This is a genomic window from Meiothermus taiwanensis WR-220, assembly GCF_003568585.1.
In the GTDB taxonomy this organism is placed as follows: Bacteria; Deinococcota; Deinococci; order Deinococcales; family Thermaceae; genus Meiothermus; species Meiothermus taiwanensis.
Genome location: NZ_CP021130.1, coordinates 1,258,439 through 1,274,808 on the forward strand (window position 1 = coordinate 1,258,439; position 16,370 = coordinate 1,274,808).

14 protein-coding genes, 1 pseudogene and 1 riboswitch are annotated in these 16,370 nt (G+C 63.1%); of the genes and pseudogenes, 7 read left to right on the forward strand and 8 right to left on the reverse strand.

From position 1 onward, the window contains the following. Nucleotides 1-59: 59 nt before the first annotated feature. The 5 genes from MTAI_RS06280 to MTAI_RS06300 all read right to left on the reverse strand — a co-directional run bounded on the left by MTAI_RS06280 (nucleotide 60) and on the right by MTAI_RS06300 (nucleotide 4,816). Nucleotides 60-1,124: a tetratricopeptide repeat protein gene (locus tag MTAI_RS06280; protein ID WP_027886746.1), complete on the reverse strand. Its 1,065-nt coding sequence runs from the start codon at nucleotides 1,122-1,124 to the stop codon at nucleotides 60-62. Nucleotides 1,125-1,207: 83 nt separating this feature from the next. Then, the gene (locus MTAI_RS06285; RefSeq protein WP_027886745.1) at nucleotides 1,208-2,461 is read right to left on the reverse strand and encodes an ATP-dependent protease ATPase subunit HslU; all 1,254 of its coding nucleotides are present in this window, start codon (nucleotides 2,459-2,461) and stop codon (nucleotides 1,208-1,210) included. Beyond that, a complete protein-coding gene (hslV, locus tag MTAI_RS06290; RefSeq protein ID WP_027886744.1) occupies nucleotides 2,458-3,009 on the reverse strand; it encodes an ATP-dependent protease subunit HslV in 552 nt (183 codons plus the stop codon). The genes MTAI_RS06285 and hslV overlap by 4 nt, the downstream gene beginning before the upstream one ends. A 195-nt stretch (nucleotides 3,010-3,204) precedes the next feature. Continuing rightward, nucleotides 3,205-3,987 carry a signal peptidase I gene (gene lepB / locus MTAI_RS06295; RefSeq protein WP_027886743.1) on the reverse strand — a complete coding sequence of 261 codons (783 nt, stop codon included), beginning with the start codon at nucleotides 3,985-3,987 and terminating at the stop codon, nucleotides 3,205-3,207. An 85-nt stretch (nucleotides 3,988-4,072) separates the two neighbouring features. Further along, nucleotides 4,073-4,816, reverse strand: coding sequence for a patatin-like phospholipase family protein (locus tag MTAI_RS06300; protein WP_027886742.1), 744 nt, complete (start codon nucleotides 4,814-4,816; stop codon nucleotides 4,073-4,075). A gap of 102 nt (nucleotides 4,817-4,918) precedes the next feature. Here MTAI_RS06300 and MTAI_RS06305 point away from each other — a divergent pair, with 102 nt between their 5' ends. Then, the gene (locus tag MTAI_RS06305) at nucleotides 4,919-5,740 is read left to right on the forward strand and encodes a serine/threonine-protein kinase (protein ID WP_027886741.1); all 822 of its coding nucleotides are present in this window, start codon (nucleotides 4,919-4,921) and stop codon (nucleotides 5,738-5,740) included. Here the strand turns inward: MTAI_RS06305 and hemW are convergent. Both hemW and MTAI_RS06315 read right to left on the reverse strand, forming a co-directional pair. Next, nucleotides 5,726-6,865: a radical SAM family heme chaperone HemW gene (hemW, locus tag MTAI_RS06310; protein ID WP_223299773.1), complete on the reverse strand. Its 1,140-nt coding sequence runs from the start codon at nucleotides 6,863-6,865 to the stop codon at nucleotides 5,726-5,728. The genes MTAI_RS06305 and hemW overlap by 15 nt on opposite strands. A 37-nt stretch (nucleotides 6,866-6,902) precedes the next feature. Next, a complete protein-coding gene (locus tag MTAI_RS06315; protein ID WP_036196823.1) occupies nucleotides 6,903-7,826 on the reverse strand; it encodes an alpha/beta hydrolase family protein in 924 nt (307 codons plus the stop codon). A 282-nt stretch (nucleotides 7,827-8,108) separates the two neighbouring features. Between MTAI_RS06315 and mglB the strand changes: the two genes are divergently transcribed. The 6 genes and pseudogenes from mglB to gcvP all read left to right on the forward strand — a co-directional run bounded on the left by mglB (nucleotide 8,109) and on the right by gcvP (nucleotide 15,054). Then, nucleotides 8,109-8,600: a GTPase-activating protein MglB gene (gene mglB / locus MTAI_RS06320; protein WP_027886738.1), complete on the forward strand. Its 492-nt coding sequence runs from the start codon at nucleotides 8,109-8,111 to the stop codon at nucleotides 8,598-8,600. A gap of 2 nt (nucleotides 8,601-8,602) precedes the next feature. Next, nucleotides 8,603-9,193 carry a GTPase MglA gene (gene mglA / locus MTAI_RS06325; RefSeq protein ID WP_027886737.1) on the forward strand — a complete coding sequence of 197 codons (591 nt, stop codon included), beginning with the start codon at nucleotides 8,603-8,605 and terminating at the stop codon, nucleotides 9,191-9,193. Nucleotides 9,194-9,337: 144 nt separating this feature from the next. After that, nucleotides 9,338-10,393: a glycine cleavage system aminomethyltransferase GcvT gene (gene gcvT, locus MTAI_RS06330; RefSeq protein ID WP_027886736.1), complete on the forward strand. Its 1,056-nt coding sequence runs from the start codon at nucleotides 9,338-9,340 to the stop codon at nucleotides 10,391-10,393. A 44-nt stretch (nucleotides 10,394-10,437) separates the two neighbouring features. Then, nucleotides 10,438-10,818 carry a glycine cleavage system protein GcvH gene (gene gcvH / locus MTAI_RS06335; protein ID WP_027886735.1) on the forward strand — a complete coding sequence of 127 codons (381 nt, stop codon included), beginning with the start codon at nucleotides 10,438-10,440 and terminating at the stop codon, nucleotides 10,816-10,818. A 54-nt stretch (nucleotides 10,819-10,872) separates the two neighbouring features. Continuing rightward, nucleotides 10,873-11,963 (forward strand): annotated as a pseudogene (locus MTAI_RS15705) (ISAs1 family transposase). A 74-nt stretch (nucleotides 11,964-12,037) separates the two neighbouring features. After that, nucleotides 12,038-12,125, forward strand: a riboswitch (glycine riboswitch). Nucleotides 12,126-12,207: 82 nt separating this feature from the next. Further along, nucleotides 12,208-15,054 (forward strand): aminomethyl-transferring glycine dehydrogenase, encoded by a 2,847-nt coding sequence (gcvP, locus tag MTAI_RS06345; RefSeq protein WP_027886732.1) that lies wholly within the window; start codon nucleotides 12,208-12,210, stop codon nucleotides 15,052-15,054. Between the two features lie 171 nt (nucleotides 15,055-15,225). Here gcvP and metX read toward each other — a convergent pair whose 3' ends face one another. Continuing rightward, nucleotides 15,226-16,365: a homoserine O-acetyltransferase MetX gene (gene metX / locus MTAI_RS06350; protein ID WP_027886731.1), complete on the reverse strand. Its 1,140-nt coding sequence runs from the start codon at nucleotides 16,363-16,365 to the stop codon at nucleotides 15,226-15,228. Nucleotides 16,366-16,370 lie beyond the last annotated feature (5 nt).

Genomic DNA, 16,370 nt, shown 5'->3' on the forward strand with positions numbered 1-16,370 from the left:
AACCCCTCCTGCACCGAGTCTCTACCTGCAGGCCTGGACGCTTTCAACCGAATCCGGTACTACTTTAGGCGATTAAGTACGTCCTGGGCTTCTTTGAAGTCGGGCCGCAGCTTGAGGGCTTGCTCGCACTGCTCTTTAGCACCGGCCTTGTCTCCCAGCAGTTCGTTGGCGCGGCACAGCCAGTAACGGTAGACCGGATTGTTCTGCTCCAGGGCTACAGCCTTGGTGAAGTTGAACCGGGCCTTCTGGTAATCCTTGAGTTCGATCAGTACCTGGCCCAGGCCAACGTAGGCATCCGGATAGCGAACCGGCGAGAGGGCCACCGTCTGCTGGTAGGAGACCCCTGCCTGCTGCCAGTCTTTCTTCTCGTAGTAGGCGTCGCCCCGGCGCAGCCAGGCCTCGGCGTTGCCAGGGCTCAGGATTACGGCCTGGTCGAGGTGCTCAATGGCCAAATCTACGTTGCCTCTGAGCAGCAGCAAGCTACCGTATTTGATGCGCAGGCTGGGGTTTTTGGGGGCTGCCTTGACCGCCTCATCGTAGTTTTTGAGGGCCTCATCCCACTTGCCTTGGCGGATGTAGATATCGGCCAGCAAAGCCCGAACAACCGGTTCGTCCTTCAGGGCTAGCGAGCGGTTGATGGATTCCACGGCCTGCTCGAGCTTGTTCTGGTAAGCCAGCACTGTGCCGCGGGTTGCATAGATAGGGGCGTACTTGGGATTAACCCGCTCGGCTTCGCGCAGTATGCTCAGGGCCTGATCCAGCAAGCCCTTGCTGGCCTCGCGGTTCTCGGCTAGGAGGTATTGCCGCACATACACCTGGGCCAGCGCTACATAGGACTGGATGTAGCTGCTGTTGAGGGTGATTGAGCGGCGTAGGTTCTCGATGGCCGCAGTAAAGCGGTTTAAATCGGACTGCACACGGGCCAACAGGTAGAGGTTTTCTGCGCTAGGGGCGTCCCTAACAGCTCGCTCGCAGGCGGGCAGAGCGGCCTCGGGGCGTCCTGCCTCGTAGAGCAGGAGGCACAGGCTGGCTTGAGTCTGCGGCTTGGGTGTGGGCTGGGTGGGGTTTTGCTGCGCCGCAGCAACCCCTACCGACAGCGCCAGCACAAAGAACCAAAAACGCATCATTTTCCTCCTAAATGGTGCCATGGGCATCTTCACTTGACCCGGGTATACAGCTAACTGAGGTTTCATACTAGGCCCAACCTTCACAGGATATAGCGGGAAAGATCGTGGGAGGCCAGTACATCTTTGAGGCGTGCTTCCACATATTCCTTGGTTATCTCGACCCGCCCCAGGCTGGTTTGGAACGAAACCTCCTCTAAAACGCGTTCCAACACCGTAGCAAGTCGCCTGGCGCCAATATCCTCCAACTCTTGGTTAGCTTGGTGAGCGAACCGCGCCACCGCCTGGATGGCCTCGGGGGTGAAATGGAGCTCGGTTTCGTCAGCGGCCAGCAGGGCCTGGTACTGTTTGATGAGTGAGTTTTCCGGCTCCCGCAGGATGCGCTCGAACTCTGCTGGCCCAAGGGGCTCGAGCTCAACCCGGATAGGGAAGCGGCCCTGCAACTCAGGTATCAGATCGGAAGGTTTAGAGACGTGGAAGGCCCCGGCAGCAATGAACAACACGTGGTCGGTTGAGACAGGGCCCAGGCGGGTCGAAACCACCGTGCCCTCCACGATGGGTAGCAGATCCCGCTGCACCCCCTCGCCCGAAACATCCGGGCCCCCCACAGCCCCTTTACCCCGGGCGATCTTATCCACCTCGTCGATAAAGACGATGCCCTCTTCCTGGGCGCGGCGCAGGGCCTCCTGGGTGGCCTCTTCCTTATCCACCAGGCGCTCGGCCTCCTGGTTTTTGAGGATCTCCAGGGCCTCTTTTACGCGCACTTTGCGCCGGACTTTGCGCTGGGGTAACAGCCCCTTGAGCATGTCCTGCAAGCCTTGCATCTGCTCCCCGCCGAACATCCCCACCATGGGCAGGCGGGCCTCCTCGGCCACCTCGATCTCGATGAGCTGGTCGTTGTAGCGGCCGGTGCGCAGCTCCAGGGGTGAGACGCGCAGAATTGAGGCCACCTCCTCCTCGGCCAGGCTCTGGGCGCGCCCTTCCACCTTGGACTTCATCTCCTGCATCACAAGCTGATAGGCGGCCTCGGCTAGATCGCGCACGATGGAGTCCACATCGCGCCCCACGTAGCCCACCTCGGTGAATTTTGTGGCCTCTACTTTCAGGAAAGGTGCGCCTGCCAGCCGGGCCAGCCGTCGGGCGATCTCGGTCTTGCCCACCCCGGTGGGGCCAATCATCAGGATATTTTTGGGCATGACCTCGCGAGCCAGCTCGGGCGGCAGCTTCTTACGGCGTATACGGTTGCGCAGCGCCACCGCCACCGCGCGCTTGGCAGCGGCCTGGCCGACGATGTGCTTATCCAGCTCACGCACAATCTCAGCGGGCGTCAGGTTCATGACCCACCCCCCACGCTCAGCACCGAGGTGGCCTGCCCGCTGGTATAAAGGTCAATCTCCCCGGCAATCCGGATGGCCTGTTCGGCGATCTGGGGAGCCGAGAGGCTCGAGTGTCGCAGCAAAGCTTTGGCAGCGGCCAGGGCATAGGGGCCGCCCGATCCCACCGCGATAACCGGCTCATCGGGGTTTAGCACCTCACCATTCCCGGAAAGCAGCAACAGATGGTCGCGGTCGGCGAGTACCAGCATGGCCTCGAGGCTGCGCAGCACCCGGTCGGTGCGCCAGAGCTTGGCTGTCTCGATGGCCGCTCGAGGCAAATTGCCTTTAGCTCCCGATAAAGCCCCCTCAAACTTCTCCAAAAGCGTCAGTGCATCGGCCACGGCGCCAGCAAAGCCAACCAGAATGCCATCACCCTGCTCGAGGCGGCGAACCTTAACCGCGCTGGTTTTCATAATGGTCTGACCCAGGGTGACCTGCCCGTCGCCTGCGATTGCAGTGACACCGTCTCGACGAACTGCCACAATAGTGGTGCCGTGCATTCGCTCCATTCCTACGGAATCTAGCGCTGCACGGTGAATCTGGTATGAGAGCAGCCTATTCTGACTGCAGGAAAACGGATTCGGCCGGTGCAGTGCGTGAAGGGAGTGCAGGAGGATTCGGATAGCTTCTTCAGGCCTTTCCGAATCCGCATCGAGCAAAGTAAAACCCCCGGTCAACCGGGGGTGTGAACGACAACCCGGGGGCTACAAACCTTTGAAGCCTTCGGGAATATCCAGGCCACGGATACGATTCAGCGGCCACCACACGGCATTGGCCCGGCCTGCGATGGCGCTGGTGGGCACGGGGCCAAAGGTGCGCGAGTCCTCAGAGCCCCCGAAGGTGCGGTTATCGCCCATTACAAAGTAGTAGCCCGGCTTGAGCTTGAGCGAACCGGTAAAGCAGTGCTCCCCGGAGCGGCTTTTGGCCAGATCCTCCGGGCTGGGGGGGGTGAGCATCTCGAGGGTGGGTTTGAGGTACTCGGGCAACAGATCCGGGGTGAAGCGCACCTGCTGCTGGGTTACCAGGGCGGTCAGTCGTTCGTTTTGGTAGCACACCACGGGGTAGCTATCGGGGTACGGTGTTAAGGAGGCAGTGATGTGGATTTCGTTAATGGGCTGGCCGTTGACGTACACCACCCCTTCCCGCAAGCTCACCTCATCGCCCGGCAGGCCGATGATGCGCTTGATAAAAAAGGCCCGGAACTGGAAGCCCAGCACCGGAAACTGGGCCACCGCGTTGGGGGTGCCCTCGGGTGGTTTGACGATTGCCACCTCGCCCCGCCGCCACTGCATCAGACCAAAACGCACCAGCCAGGTCTCGTATTTGGGGACAAACACCCGCTCGCCGTTGAGCAAGGTGGGGTTCATTGAGCTGCCAACCACGCCCACAGTGGTAAACAAAAACGTGGTCACCAGGAAGGCCAGCAGTAAGGCTTCACCCACCTGTCGAAACCATTCTTTGAAGAGGTAGTCCAGAAACTTCTGCATCGCAAGATCCCTTTCGTCGTGGCCTAGGCCCGGCCATAGCATAACGTACACCTGACCGGGCTTTGCCGCGAGGCCAAGGCGGGCGCTAGATACTGAGCCGGGCCTGCGCGGCGGCTTTGCGACCAGCCTCGACGATCTCCTCGAGGCGTCCAAACTGTTCAATGCCCACCCCGGGCAGTTCGGGGCGGATATAGAGTTCGGGTGGATAAAGCGAGCGGCGGGCGGCGGTAAGGTGGTTTTGCATGATATCGATGGTTCGGCGAACCTGCCCTATTGCCGAGCGTGGAATCCCCGGCAGACCTATCTCGGGGGTTACATCGACCGCCAGCACATACCGGGCCCGCATAAAGCGGGCCGCGTCAACCGGCAGGTTGTCAAGCACCCCACCATCCACATAGGTTCGGCCCTCGAACTGCACCGGTGCGATCAGGCCAGGATAGGCCGCCGAGGCCAGCACCGCCCCCGGTAGGTCGCCCTCCGTAAAGTAGGCCAGTTTGCCGGCCTCGAGGTCAACGGCGGTAACGACCAGTTTTTTGCAGAGCAGCTCGAACCGGGGGGGCAGGTGTTTGGCCAGGAAGTCCCTGAGGCCACGCTGGGAGATCAGCCCTGGCCGGGGTACCAGATCCAGCAAGCGCAGCCAGGGTGTGGAGCGGGCAATTTCCAGGATTTCATGGGGTTTTTTACCGGAGGCGTACAGGGCGCCAACCACAGCCCCCATGCTGGTGCCTGCGATCACCTCGGCCTGGAAACCCTGGGCCTCGAGCACTTCCAGCACCCCGATGTGGGCCAGACCCCTGGCGCCACCACCTGACAAGACTAGACCGCGCACCTTGCAACCTCACTGCCTCTGAAATAGCAGCCCTGGAACATTTTACCGATCCATACCGATGGGTGCTATGAACCCCCAACACCGGCCAGAATCGGTATAGTGATGGTTGTGGGGTTAGCCGGCATCACCTTGGAAGGCCGCTACAAGGTTATCCGACCAATTGCCCGTGGGGCGCTGGCCACGGTCTACCTGGCCTTTGATATTCACGGCACCCCCTATGCGCTCAAGGTTTTTCCGCGGGGATTTGAGGGGCGGGCCGACCGGGAGTGGAAGGTGGGCCAGCAGCTCAAACACCCGCACATCAACCCCGTTCTGGCCCGCCTGAGCGTGCCCCACGACGGTGGAGAGCACCCAGCGGTGCTCCTGGCTTTTGCCCCTGGTATCCGCCTGTCGGAGTGGCGGAGGGATAACCCAGCCCGGATACTGGGTGTTTTCAAGCACCTGCTCGAGGCCCTGGCCCACATGCACGGCCAGAATTTAGTACACCGCGACGTTAAGCCGGATAACCTTGTGGTGGATGGAACCGGTGAGGCGCGCCTGGTGGATTTCGATCTCTCCGGCCCATTGGGAGAACGCTTTAGTCAAAAGGTTCGCCTGGGTACTATTGCTTATATTGCCCCGGAGCAGATTCGTGGGCGCTCACCCACCCCGGCCTCGGACATGTACTCGGCCGGTATCCTGCTGTACTGGGCTATTGCTGGCGAGCTGCCCTTTGTGGGGGAGCCGGTTGAGGTGATGAACGCCCACCTTAAGCTGCCGCCGCCGCCGCTGGTGGCCGCCCCCGAGACCGGCCTGACTGTGACAGCCGAGTTGCAGGGTTTCTTGAGCCGCCTCATCTGCAAGGATGTCGCCGAGCGCTACCAGAATGCCCTCGAGGCCCTGCGCGATTTTGAGGCCATGCACCTTTCGCTAATACCCCGGTAGCCGGCGGGGTTCAAGCGGCGCGGGGTTTTGCCTCTCCAGGCCATCCCAGAGCTGCAAAATGATGGGATGCAAGGTGTTGAGATCGCTGGCGCGGATGCGTTTTTGCTGTACGACCAGCAAACCCTGGCTGCTCAGCTGCCGAACGGCGGGCTCCAAGGCCGGCCACACCTCGAGCCCGCTGCGCTGTTCGAGCAATTCCAGATCAACCCCCTGGGCCAGCCGCAGGCCCAGCATAAGAGATTCCTTGAGGTGCTCGAGGCTGCCAACCTGCTCCAGCAAGGGTTCTTCGCCCTGCAGCCAGCGCGGTAAAGGGGGGTTGGTATAGCGCACTGCAAAAATATGCGGCTCGAGCCCGGCAAGCTGTCCGGTAGCGCCCGGCCCCAGCCCGCCCCAGAAGGCGTTGCGCCAGTAGGCCAGGTTGTGCTGGCTTTCTCGTCCAGGGCGAGCAAAATTGGATACCTCATACCGGGCTAGGCCGGCCGTGCCCAGTACCTCCTGGGCCAGCGCCAGGGCCTGGGCCTCGCTGTCGGGGTCGGGGGCCAGGCCCCTCAGGGCAAACGGGGTGCCGGGTTCGACCTGTAGCGTGTAGGCCGAGACATGCTCCACCCCCAGGGCCGTGGCCTGGGCCAGGTCGGCCTCGACATCCTGGCCGGGCAGGCCCAGGATCAGGTCGATGGAGGTGTGAAAGCCGGCCTCGAGGCTCATCTCCACGGCCCGCAGGGCCCCAGTGCGGCCGTGGGCCCGGCCCAGGGTCTTGAGCACACTGTCCTGAAAGCTCTGCACCCCCAGTGAGATACGGTTGACCCCTAGCTCACGCAGCAGGCCAAGCCGCTCTGGGTTGAGGGTGCCGGGGTTGGCCTCGAGGGTGACCTCGGCTGCCTCTATATTCCAGGGTAAGGCTCGAAAAAGCGCTTCCAGCTCGTGGCTGCGCAGGAAGCTGGGGGTGCCCCCGCCCAGATAGAGCGTTGTCAGCGGGCCAGGGTGCTGCTCAAAAAGCCCCCGGGCCTCCTGGGCCAGTCGCTTTAGGTAGGCCTCTACCACATCCCCGTAGCGGCGAACCACATGAAAGTCGCAGTACGGGCAGATGGTGGGGCAGAACGGTACGTGCAGGTAAAGATGCTGCAAAGCTGGGCCTCCCATCCTCCGCGCCCGGCCGGGCTCTTCAGTTAAGCGCGCTCCTAAAAAAGGCCACGGCTCGCTGTATCAGGCGGCTGTAATCCTGCCCACGGAAGGTGTGGCCGGCCCCGGGATAACTGAAACACTCGTGCTCAACCCGGTTTTTTTGCAAAGCCGCGCAAATTTCCCGGGCCCAGGCATAGGGGGTCTGGGGATCCTGGGTGCCGTGGTGTACCTGCACCCGGGCCCGCAAACGGCCATAGTAGTTGATCGGTGACACCTGGGCCAGGTTTGGGGGAGGGTTGCGGGCTTCCTGGCAGCCGCGCAGGCCATTGGTAAAGACATTGCAGATCTGCTGGGCATTTTTTAGGTCGTTGCCGTGCATGGTTCCGTAGAGCAACAAGGCCCGAATGGTTGGGTCGACCACCGCCACCCGCTGGGCGATGCCGCCGCCCATGCTGTGCCCCATCAGGCCGATGCTGGGGCGGGCTTTGACCAGGGGCCCGCTGCCGGCCTGCGCCCGAATTATAGCCACCAAGTCGAGAATTTCCTGCGCGTACTGAATGCGCCAGGGGCTTTGCTCGGGGCTTCCTTGGGACAGGCCGTGCCCCCGCAGGTTGGGGTGAAGGGTGATGAACCCGGCCTGGGCCAGGGCATCGGCGTAGCGGGTGGTGTAGGTCAGGGTTCGGTAGGCGGCGGGGTTGACATACCCGTGAATCACAACCACCACCGGGAAACGGCCCTCGCGGTTAGGCACGTTCATAAAGCCGTACATCTGAAGCCCATCCGAGGGGTAGCGCACCAGGTAGCGGGTAAAGCTCGAGTTGCGCTCTAAAACCCGCTCGATGCTGAGCAGGCCACCACCATAGCGCTGGCGCGTAAGCTCGTCGATGGTGGCGGGGTGCTGGGCCAGGGCCAGGGAGCCGAGCAGCACCAGGCAGGGCCCGATGGATCCGAAGAAGCCTTGCATAACCGCCAAGATAAGCCGCACGGGGCCGATTCAGTCTGTTCTGATGCACACTGCGATTTTGCTCAGCGAGTACCAGATTCGCGCCGGAAAGTGGCGAAATAGCCCGACCGAAGGGAGCAGAAAAGCATTTTGGGTAGTATCGCGTAGGCCTGTCAAAGTGGCCGATGCTAGCGAAATGCCTATAAAACCGGGGAGCTGCTCGCGGCGGTCTTTGTGTACAGAACCACCCAGCGTAATTCGTCACAGGGGTGGGTAACGGGTGCGTGTTACACTGGGCCTGGTATGGTTGAGCCTGCAATCGCGCTCTTCGGGGGTGCCTACGAAAAGGCCTCGCACGTCCTCGAAGAGCTTCTTCGCGAGACGGGGGCCCGTTACGTGCTTTTGCTCGACCGCAAGGGCTTTGTGCTGGCACACAAAGAGGCCTTGTGGGCGCCCCGGCCCCCGGCCCTGGACTCGCTGGCTACTTTGATTGCCGGTAACGCGGCAGCCACCCAGGCTTTGGCTAAAATGCTTGGTGAGCCCCGCTTTAACGAACTTCTGCATCAAGGGGCCACCTACGGTTTGTATGCTGAGGAAGTGGGGGATCTGGCCCTGCTGGTAATTATCTTCGATAACACCGCCCCGGTAGGACGGGTCAAGCTATTTGGTAAGCGGGCCGTGCAGTCGCTCGAGGTCATCACCAAGGAGGCCCTAGTAGAGCCAGGCACCTTAGGGATTGATCGCGAGTATCACGCTGGGGCTAGTGCCCTTTTGGACGAACTATTTGGTAGCTAACTATGAGCACGATCAACTTTGCCGCCCGGGAGATCAACTTCAAGATTGTCTACTACGGCCCCGGTATGTCTGGTAAGACCACCAACCTCAAATGGGTTTTCCAGCAGGTGCCGCAAAACCGCAAAGGCGAGATGGTCTCGCTGGCTACCGAGGATGAACGCACCCTGTTCTTCGACTTTTTACCCGTGGATCTGGGCGAGGTTAAGGGCTTCAAAACCCGCTTTCACCTGTACACCGTGCCGGGGCAGGTGTTTTACAACGCCAGCCGCAAACTCATTTTGCGAGGCGTGGACGGGATTGTTTTTGTGGCCGACTCAGCCCCCAACCGCCTGCGGGCCAATGCAGAATCCATGCGCAACCTACGCGAAAACCTGGCCGAGTATGGCATAAAGTTAGAGGATATCCCCCTGGTGCTGCAGGCCAACAAGCGCGATGCCCCCGATGCCCTGCCGGTGGAGATGATCCAGGCGGTGATTGACCCCGAGATGCGGCTGCCCATCTTCGAGGCCATCGCTACCAATGGCATCGGGGTTTTCGAAACCCTGAAGGCTGTGAGCCGTCAGGTGCTGGCTCGCGTGGCCTCGGCTGGCTAGCTGGCTCCAGGTCGACGCACCACAGCAAAGACCTCCAGAGGCCATCTTTTTGAATCCTGGGGTACCCCTTGCCACGCTCGGCGAACAAACCGAGTCTGGGGTGAAGGGTTCAAGCCGACCGATGGGTTGGTATGCTGGAACGGCATGAAAACCACTCCACTTCACCAAGCCCATCTGGCCCTAGGAGCCAGGATGGTGCCTTTTGCCGGTTATGAGATGCCTATTCAGTACACCTCCATCACCTCCGAACACTTAGCGGTGCGGGGGCTGGTGGGGATGTTCGATGTGAGCCACATGGGCGAGTTCTGGGTAAAGGGGCCGGGGGCCCTGGAGTTTTTGCAGTACGCCACCCTGAACGACGTGGCCAAGCTCAAGGTGGGCCGGGCCCAGTACTCCATGCTGCCCAATGCACAGGGGGGCGTGGTGGACGACATTTACCTTTACCGCACCGGCGAGGAAGAGTACCTGATGGTGGTGAACGCCGCCAACATCGAGAAGGACTGGGGGCATCTTCAGCGCCTGGCGGAAGGCTTCGAGGTGAGGCTCGAGGACGCCTCCGACTTCTTCGCCCTGATTGCCGTGCAAGGCCCCAACGCGGTGGCGGTATTGCAAAAGCTAACCGAGACCGATCTGGTCTCGCGTAAGAAAAACGACACCTTCATGGGCAAGCTGGTGGGCAAGTGGGCTCGTTTCGCCCGCACCGGCTACACCGGTGAGGACGGCTACGAGGTGTTCGTGGCCCCCGACGAAGCCCCAGCGGTCTGGGAGGCCCTCCTGGAGGCCGGGGTGACCCCTTGTGGCCTGGGGGCGCGCGATACCTTGAGGCTCGAGGCCGGCTTTCCCCTGTACGGCCACGAACTCACCGACACCACCAACCCCCTATGCACCCCTTTCGACTGGGTGGTCAAGGGCCAGAAAGAGTTTTATGGTAAACAGGCCCTGCTGGACGCCGCCTGTGAGCGTCGGCTGGTGGGGCTGCTGGTTGAGGGGGGGATTCCCCGCGAGGGCTACCGGGTGCTGGGAGGGGGCAAGGAGGTCGGCGTCCTCACCTCGGGAACCCACTCCCCCGTGCTCAAAAAGGGCATCGGGCTGGCCTATGTGCAGCCTGAATGGGCCGGGGTGGGCACCGTGCTGGAGGTGGAGATTCGGGGCAGGGCCGCGCCGGCCACCGTGGTCGAGACGCCTTTCGTGAAGCGCTAGATGGCAGGTCTTTTGGGCAATAAACTGACAGCCGAGGTGAGACGATGAACTATCCTTCCGAGCTTAAGTACACCAAATCACACGAATGGGTTCGCCTCGAGGGCGACGTGGCCGTGGTGGGCATCACCGACTTTGCCCAGGACGCCCTGGGGGATGTGGTGTTTGTGGACTTGCCGCAGGTGGGTAAGGCTGTGGAGGCCGGGTCGGCGGTGGCGGTGGTGGAGTCGGTCAAGACCGCCTCCGACATCTACGCCCCGGTGGCCGGGGAGATCCTCGAGGTCAACAGCGCCCTTTCCGATAAGCCCGAGCTCATCAACCAGGCGCCCTACGGCGAGGGCTGGCTGTTCAAAATGAAGATAAACCCGGCAGACCTGAACGGGCTCTTGTCAGCGGCGGAGTACCAGGCCGTGGCAGAAAGCCAGTAACCGGGTGTGCAGGCAGACTTGACCGATATACAGCCCTTGGGGTAGAGAAAGATCATGACTCTGCGCCAGGCGCTATCCCAGGTCCCGGACCCTCGGGCCCACAACCGGCAGTACCCCCTTTGGGGCCTTCTGGCCCTCATCCTGGTGGCCTTCCTGAGCCGCGTGGACTCCCTGCGCGGCGTGGAACGCTTTGCCCGCGCCAACCCCCACCTCTTGCCCCACCTGGGCCTGCGCAAGGCCCCAGGCCACACCGCCATCACCCTTCTCCTTCACCGCCTGGATCCTGAGAAGCTCCAGGCGGCCCTTGGCCAGGTCTTCCCCGAAGCCGACCTTGGGGAGGTCCTGGTGGTGGACGGGAAGCACCTGCGGGGAAGCGGCAAGGGGAAAAGCCCCCAGGTCAAGCTGGTGGAGGTCCTGGCCCTGCACCTCCATACCACCCTGGCCCAGGCCCGGGCGGAAGGGAGGGAGGAGAAGGCCTTCCTGGAGCTTCTGGACCGTTTGGAGGCGAGGGAGCTGGAGGGCAAGGTGGTGGTGGGGGACGCGGGGTACCTGTACCCTGAGGTGGCGGCCCGGGTGCGGAAAAAAGGGGGGACTATCTCTTGGTCCTGAAGGGGAACCAGGGGGAACTTTTGGAGTGGGCCCTGGAGGTGTTCAAGGGGATGGCGGGGAGGCGTCTTCCCGGGGAGACGGAGGCGACCTGGAGTGGGGTGCGGGACGGGGAGGTGTGGACCTACCGGGTTTGGGCTTCCCCCTACCTGCCGGAAGAGGTGCGGGCCTTCCCTGGGGCCAGGCAGGTGGTGCGGCTTTGGCGGGAGGTGAGGCACAAGGGGACGGGGGAGGTGCGGCGGACGGTGAGCTACGCCCTCACCAGCCTGGGGCCGGAGGTAGCGGACGCAAAGCGGCTGGGGAGCCTGTTGCTTTCCCGATGGGAGGTGGAGAACCGGTCTTTCTGGGTGCGGGACGTGTGCTTTGGGGAGGATGCCTGTCAGGTGCGGGGGGTGGGGGCGTGGGCGCTAGCGGTGCTGCGGGCCTTCCTGGTCTCCATGCTTCACCGAGAGGGGGTGAGGGAGAAGAAGGCAGCCCTAGAAATCTTCTCCTTCAACCCCCTCTCCGCCCTGCGCTTCCTGGGGCTCTATGCGGCATAGCGGTCAAGTCTGGTGTGCAGGGGTCACTTTTTGTACCGCGCCCCTTTAGGCTATCATAAACCTGGTACAAGCAGCGCGCTGCTGATGGGAGAGATGGGCCCGCCCCACGCCGAAGGAGCAACCACCCCGGAAACTCTCAGGCAAAAGGACCACAGCAGTGAAATCTGGAGAGAGGCGCAAAGCGCCCGCCGACGGGATAACACTCTCAGGCAAAAGGACAGATGGGGTCAGTGGAGGAGACCGCATGACCCCTGAACGCAAACCCCGTTCCACCGATTTCTCGCGCCGCCACATTGGCCCCACCCCTGCGGACATCGAGCAGATGCTGCAAGCCGTGGGGGTTTCCTCGCTGGAGGAACTCATCCAACAGACCGTGCCGGCCTCCATCCGCGAGGCCGAGCCGCTCAACATCGGCCCCGGCCTGAGCGAGACCGAGATGCTGGCGCGCATGCGGGCCATCGCCAGCAAGAACCAGGTGTTTACCTCGCTGATCGGCCAGGGCTACTACGGCACCATTCTGCCCCCGGTGATCCAGCGCAACCTGCTGGAAAACCCGGCCTGGTACACCGCCTACACCCCCTACCAGCCCGAGATTAGCCAGGGCCGCCTCGAGGCCTTGCTCAACTTCCAGACCATGGTGGCCGACCTCACCGGCCTGGACATCGCCAACGCCTCGCTCCTGGACGAGGCCACAGCAGCCGCCGAAGCCATGGCGGTGGCCCAGCGCAGTTGCAAAGCCCCGCGCAGGGCCTTTTTTGTGGACAGGAACGTGCACCCCCAGACGCTGGCGGTTTTGCAGACCCGGGCCGAACCCCTGGGCTGGCAGTTGGTGGTGGGCGACCCCGAGACCGACCTGAACCCGGAGGGGCTGTTCGGGGCGATCTTCCAGTACCCCGACACCCTGGGCCAGATCCGCGACCTGCGCGGCCCCATCGAGCGGGTTAAGGCGGCTGGTGGGCTGGCGGTGGTGGCCGCCGATCTGCTGGCCCTGACCCTGCTCACCCCGCCCGGCGAGCTGGGGGCCGATATCGCGGTGGGCTCGGCCCAGCGCTTTGGGGTGCCCATGGGCTACGGCGGGCCCCACGCCGGTTATATGGCGGTCAGGGACGCCCTCAAGCGGGCCCTGCCGGGGCGGCTGGTGGGGGTTTCGATTGACTCGAGGGGCAACCGGGCCTACCGCCTGACCCTCCAGACCCGCGAGCAGCACATCCGCCGCGAGAAGGCCACCTCCAACATCTGCACCGCCCAGGTGCTGCTGGCGGTAATCGCCTCGATGTACGCGGTCTACCACGGGCCTGAGGGCCTGCGCGAGATCGCCCAGAGCGTGCACGACAAAACCGCGGTGCTGGCCGCGGGCCTGGAGCGCCTGGGTTTTGAGCGGGTCAATGCCCACTTCTTCGATACCCTGACCATCCGGGCCGGGGGCCGGGTGGAGGAAATTTTGGCCGAGGCCCGCCGCCGCCGCATCAACCTGCGCAAAGTGGACGAGGCCCACATCGGCATCGCCCTCGACGAGACCACCACCCCCGAGGTCATCGAGGCGGTCTGGCAGGCCTTTGGGGGCGACTTCCGCTACCAGGACTTTGTCCCCGAAAACCACCTCCCGGCCACCTTGCAGCGCACCAGCCCCTACCTGACCCACCCGGTCTTCAACCGCTACCACTCCGAAACCGAGCTGATGCGCTACATGCGCCGCCTGGCCGACCGCGACCTGGCGCTCGACCGCGCCATGATTCCCCTGGGCTCCTGCACCATGAAGCTCAACGCCGCGGCCGAGATGATTCCCATTAGCTGGCCCGAGTTCGCCAATTTGCACCCCTTTGCACCCGCCGAGCAGGCCCAGGGCTACCACGAGCTCTTCGAGACCCTGAGCCGCTGGCTGTGTGAAATCACCGGCTACGACGCGGTCTCGCTCCAGCCCAACTCCGGGGCCCAGGGCGAGTATGCCGGGCTGCTGGCTATCCGGGCCTACCACCGCTCGAGGGGTGAGGGGCACCGCAACGTCTGCTTAATTCCTTCCTCGGCCCACGGTACCAACCCGGCCTCGGCCCAGATGGCCGGGATGGAGGTGGTGGTGGTGGCCTGCGACGCGCAGGGCTACGTGGATCTGAACGACCTCGAGGCCAAAGCAAAGCAGCACGCCGATAGGCTGGCGGCGGTGATGGTCACCTACCCCTCCACCCACGGGGTGTTCGAGGAGAAGATACGCGAGCTGTGCGACATCGTGCACCGCTACGGGGGGCAGGTCTACCTGGACGGGGCCAACCTCAACGCCCAGGTGGGGCTGGCCAAGCCCGGCCACTACGGGGCCGATGTCTCGCACCTCAACCTGCACAAGACCTTCGCCATTCCTCATGGCGGGGGCGGGCCGGGGATGGGCCCCATCGCGGTCAAGGCCCACCTGGCCCCCTTCCTGCCGGGGCACCCCGTGCTCGACGGTGGGACGGCTCCGGTGGGGCCGGTGGCGGCAGCCCCCTACGGCTCCGCCTCGATTCTGCCCATCTCGTTTGCCTACATCTGGATGATGGGCAGCGAGGGGCTCAAGCGGGCCACCGAGGTGGCCATCCTGAACGCCAACTACATTGCCAGCCGGCTCGAGCCCTACTTCCCGGTGCTCTACAAAAACGAAAAAGGCCGGGTGGCCCACGAGTGCATCCTCGACCCCCGGGCCTTCAAGGCCCGCTGTGACATCACCGCCGAAGACATCGCCAAGCGCCTGATCGACTTTGGTTTCCATGCCCCCACCATGAGCTTTCCGGTGCCCGGAACCCTGATGGTGGAGCCAACCGAGTCGGAGTCGAAGCGCGAGCTCGATCGCTTTATCAACGCCATGATCGCCATCCGCGAGGAAATCGCCCAGATCGAGCGGGGCGAGCTCACCGCCGAGGAAAGCCCCCTGCGCCATGCCCCCCACACCGTGCTGGATCTGGCCGACGAGAACTGGAACCGCAAGTACACCCGGGCCCAGGGCTGCTTCCCTGCCGGCCAGTCGGCCATGGATAAGTACTGGAGCCCGGTCAACCGGGTGGATAATGTGTACGGTGATCGCAACATCGTTTGTTCCTGTCCGCCGGTGGAGGAATACGCGTAGGGTTTGAAGCCAGATTCGGTTCGTTTGGTGCCGAATGATGGCGAACTAACCGAATCTGGTATGAATCCTGCATTGCTCCGGCTAGGGCGGGTTCGAAGGGCGGGGTGCTGAAAAACGCGGTGGATGGCGCGCATAGCGCCACCCACTCGCGGGATTGCCCCGGGCGCGGTGCTACAGAAAATCGCCCAGAATGCGCTCCACCTGGTCGGTCTCGATTAGAAAGGCGTCGTGCCCATGCGGGCTGTGAATTTCACGGTAGATGCCGCCGCTCAGAGCGGCCATCTCACGGACTTCCTGAGCGGTGTAGAGCACATCGGTATCGATGCCAACGAACAGGCTGGGGATATGCTTTAGCTGGCGGAGGGCCGCCTCGAGGCCCCCACGCCCGCGGCCCACATCGTGGGTGTCCATGGCCTCCGATAGGGTGAGGTAGGCGTTGGCATCGAAGCGCCGGGCAAATTTTTCCCCCTGGTATAGCACATAGCTCTCCCCCCGCTCGGGGTGCTGCTGCCAGCGCAGCCGGAAGGAATCGGGGGAGCGAAAAGAGAGCATGGCGATGGCCCGTCCTAGTTGAAGCCCTAAGGGCTGCTCGGTGTAATAGCCGCCCCGGTAGCCGGGATCGGCCAGCACTGCTTCGCGTGAAAGCCGGTTAAAAGCCCGGGCCCAGGGGCTGTGCACCGGCGGCGCGGCCAGCACCACCATCTTGTTTACCCGCTCGGGGTACAGCAGGGCGAACTCGAGCGCCACCATCCCCCCCAGGCTGCCGCCCAGCAAGGTCACCTTTTCGATGCCCAGAAAGTCCAGCAGCTTGGCCTGGGCTCGAGCCAGGTCGCGCACGGTCAGCTTGGGAAACTCCGGGCCATACGGGCGTCCGGTCTCGGGGTTCTGTGAGAGGGGGCCGGTTGAGCCATAGCAGCTGCCGATGTGATTGGCGCAGATAACGAAATATTTATCGGTATCCAGCATCCGGCCCGGCCCAGCCAGCTCGTCCCACCAGCCCTCGGGCCCGAAGGCCTGATCCAGTTTGGGCAGGCTGCGCAGGGTTTCCTGGGTGTAGGTTCCGGCCAGATGCGCCGAGCCTGTCCAGGCGTGAAACACCAACACCGCATTGCTGCGCTCAAAGTTAAGCTGGCCGTAGGTCTCGTAGCGCATGCGCAGTTCAGGCAGTACACCGCCGTACTCGAGGCGGAAACCACCGGCCACCAGGGCCTGGGCCGGTACCGGTGGCGGTACCCGGCCCCGGCTTTTGGGTGGCTTGATCAGCAGGGCTTCATGGTCGCCCCAGGCCTCTTGAATAAGTAGATCGGTCATCTTAT

Coding starts and splice junctions, on each gene's coding strand:
- gcvH (WP_027886735.1), top strand. CDS start 10,438: ATGAACTATCCTTCCGAGCTTAAGTACACCAAATCACACGAATGGGTT.
- gcvP (WP_027886732.1), top strand. CDS start 12,208: ATGACCCCTGAACGCAAACCCCGTTCCACCGATTTCTCGCGCCGCCAC.
- mglA (WP_027886737.1), top strand. CDS start 8,603: ATGAGCACGATCAACTTTGCCGCCCGGGAGATCAACTTCAAGATTGTC.
- mglB (WP_027886738.1), top strand. CDS start 8,109: ATGGTTGAGCCTGCAATCGCGCTCTTCGGGGGTGCCTACGAAAAGGCC.
- MTAI_RS06315 (WP_036196823.1), bottom strand. CDS start 7,826: ATGCAAGGCTTCTTCGGATCCATCGGGCCCTGCCTGGTGCTGCTCGGC.
- hslV (WP_027886744.1), bottom strand. CDS start 3,009: ATGGAGCGAATGCACGGCACCACTATTGTGGCAGTTCGTCGAGACGGT.
- lepB (WP_027886743.1), bottom strand. CDS start 3,987: ATGCAGAAGTTTCTGGACTACCTCTTCAAAGAATGGTTTCGACAGGTG.
- MTAI_RS06280 (WP_027886746.1), bottom strand. CDS start 1,124: ATGCGTTTTTGGTTCTTTGTGCTGGCGCTGTCGGTAGGGGTTGCTGCG.
- metX (WP_027886731.1), bottom strand. CDS start 16,365: ATGACCGATCTACTTATTCAAGAGGCCTGGGGCGACCATGAAGCCCTG.
- gcvT (WP_027886736.1), top strand. CDS start 9,338: ATGAAAACCACTCCACTTCACCAAGCCCATCTGGCCCTAGGAGCCAGG.
- MTAI_RS06305 (WP_027886741.1), top strand. CDS start 4,919: ATGGTTGTGGGGTTAGCCGGCATCACCTTGGAAGGCCGCTACAAGGTT.
- MTAI_RS06285 (WP_027886745.1), bottom strand. CDS start 2,461: ATGAACCTGACGCCCGCTGAGATTGTGCGTGAGCTGGATAAGCACATC.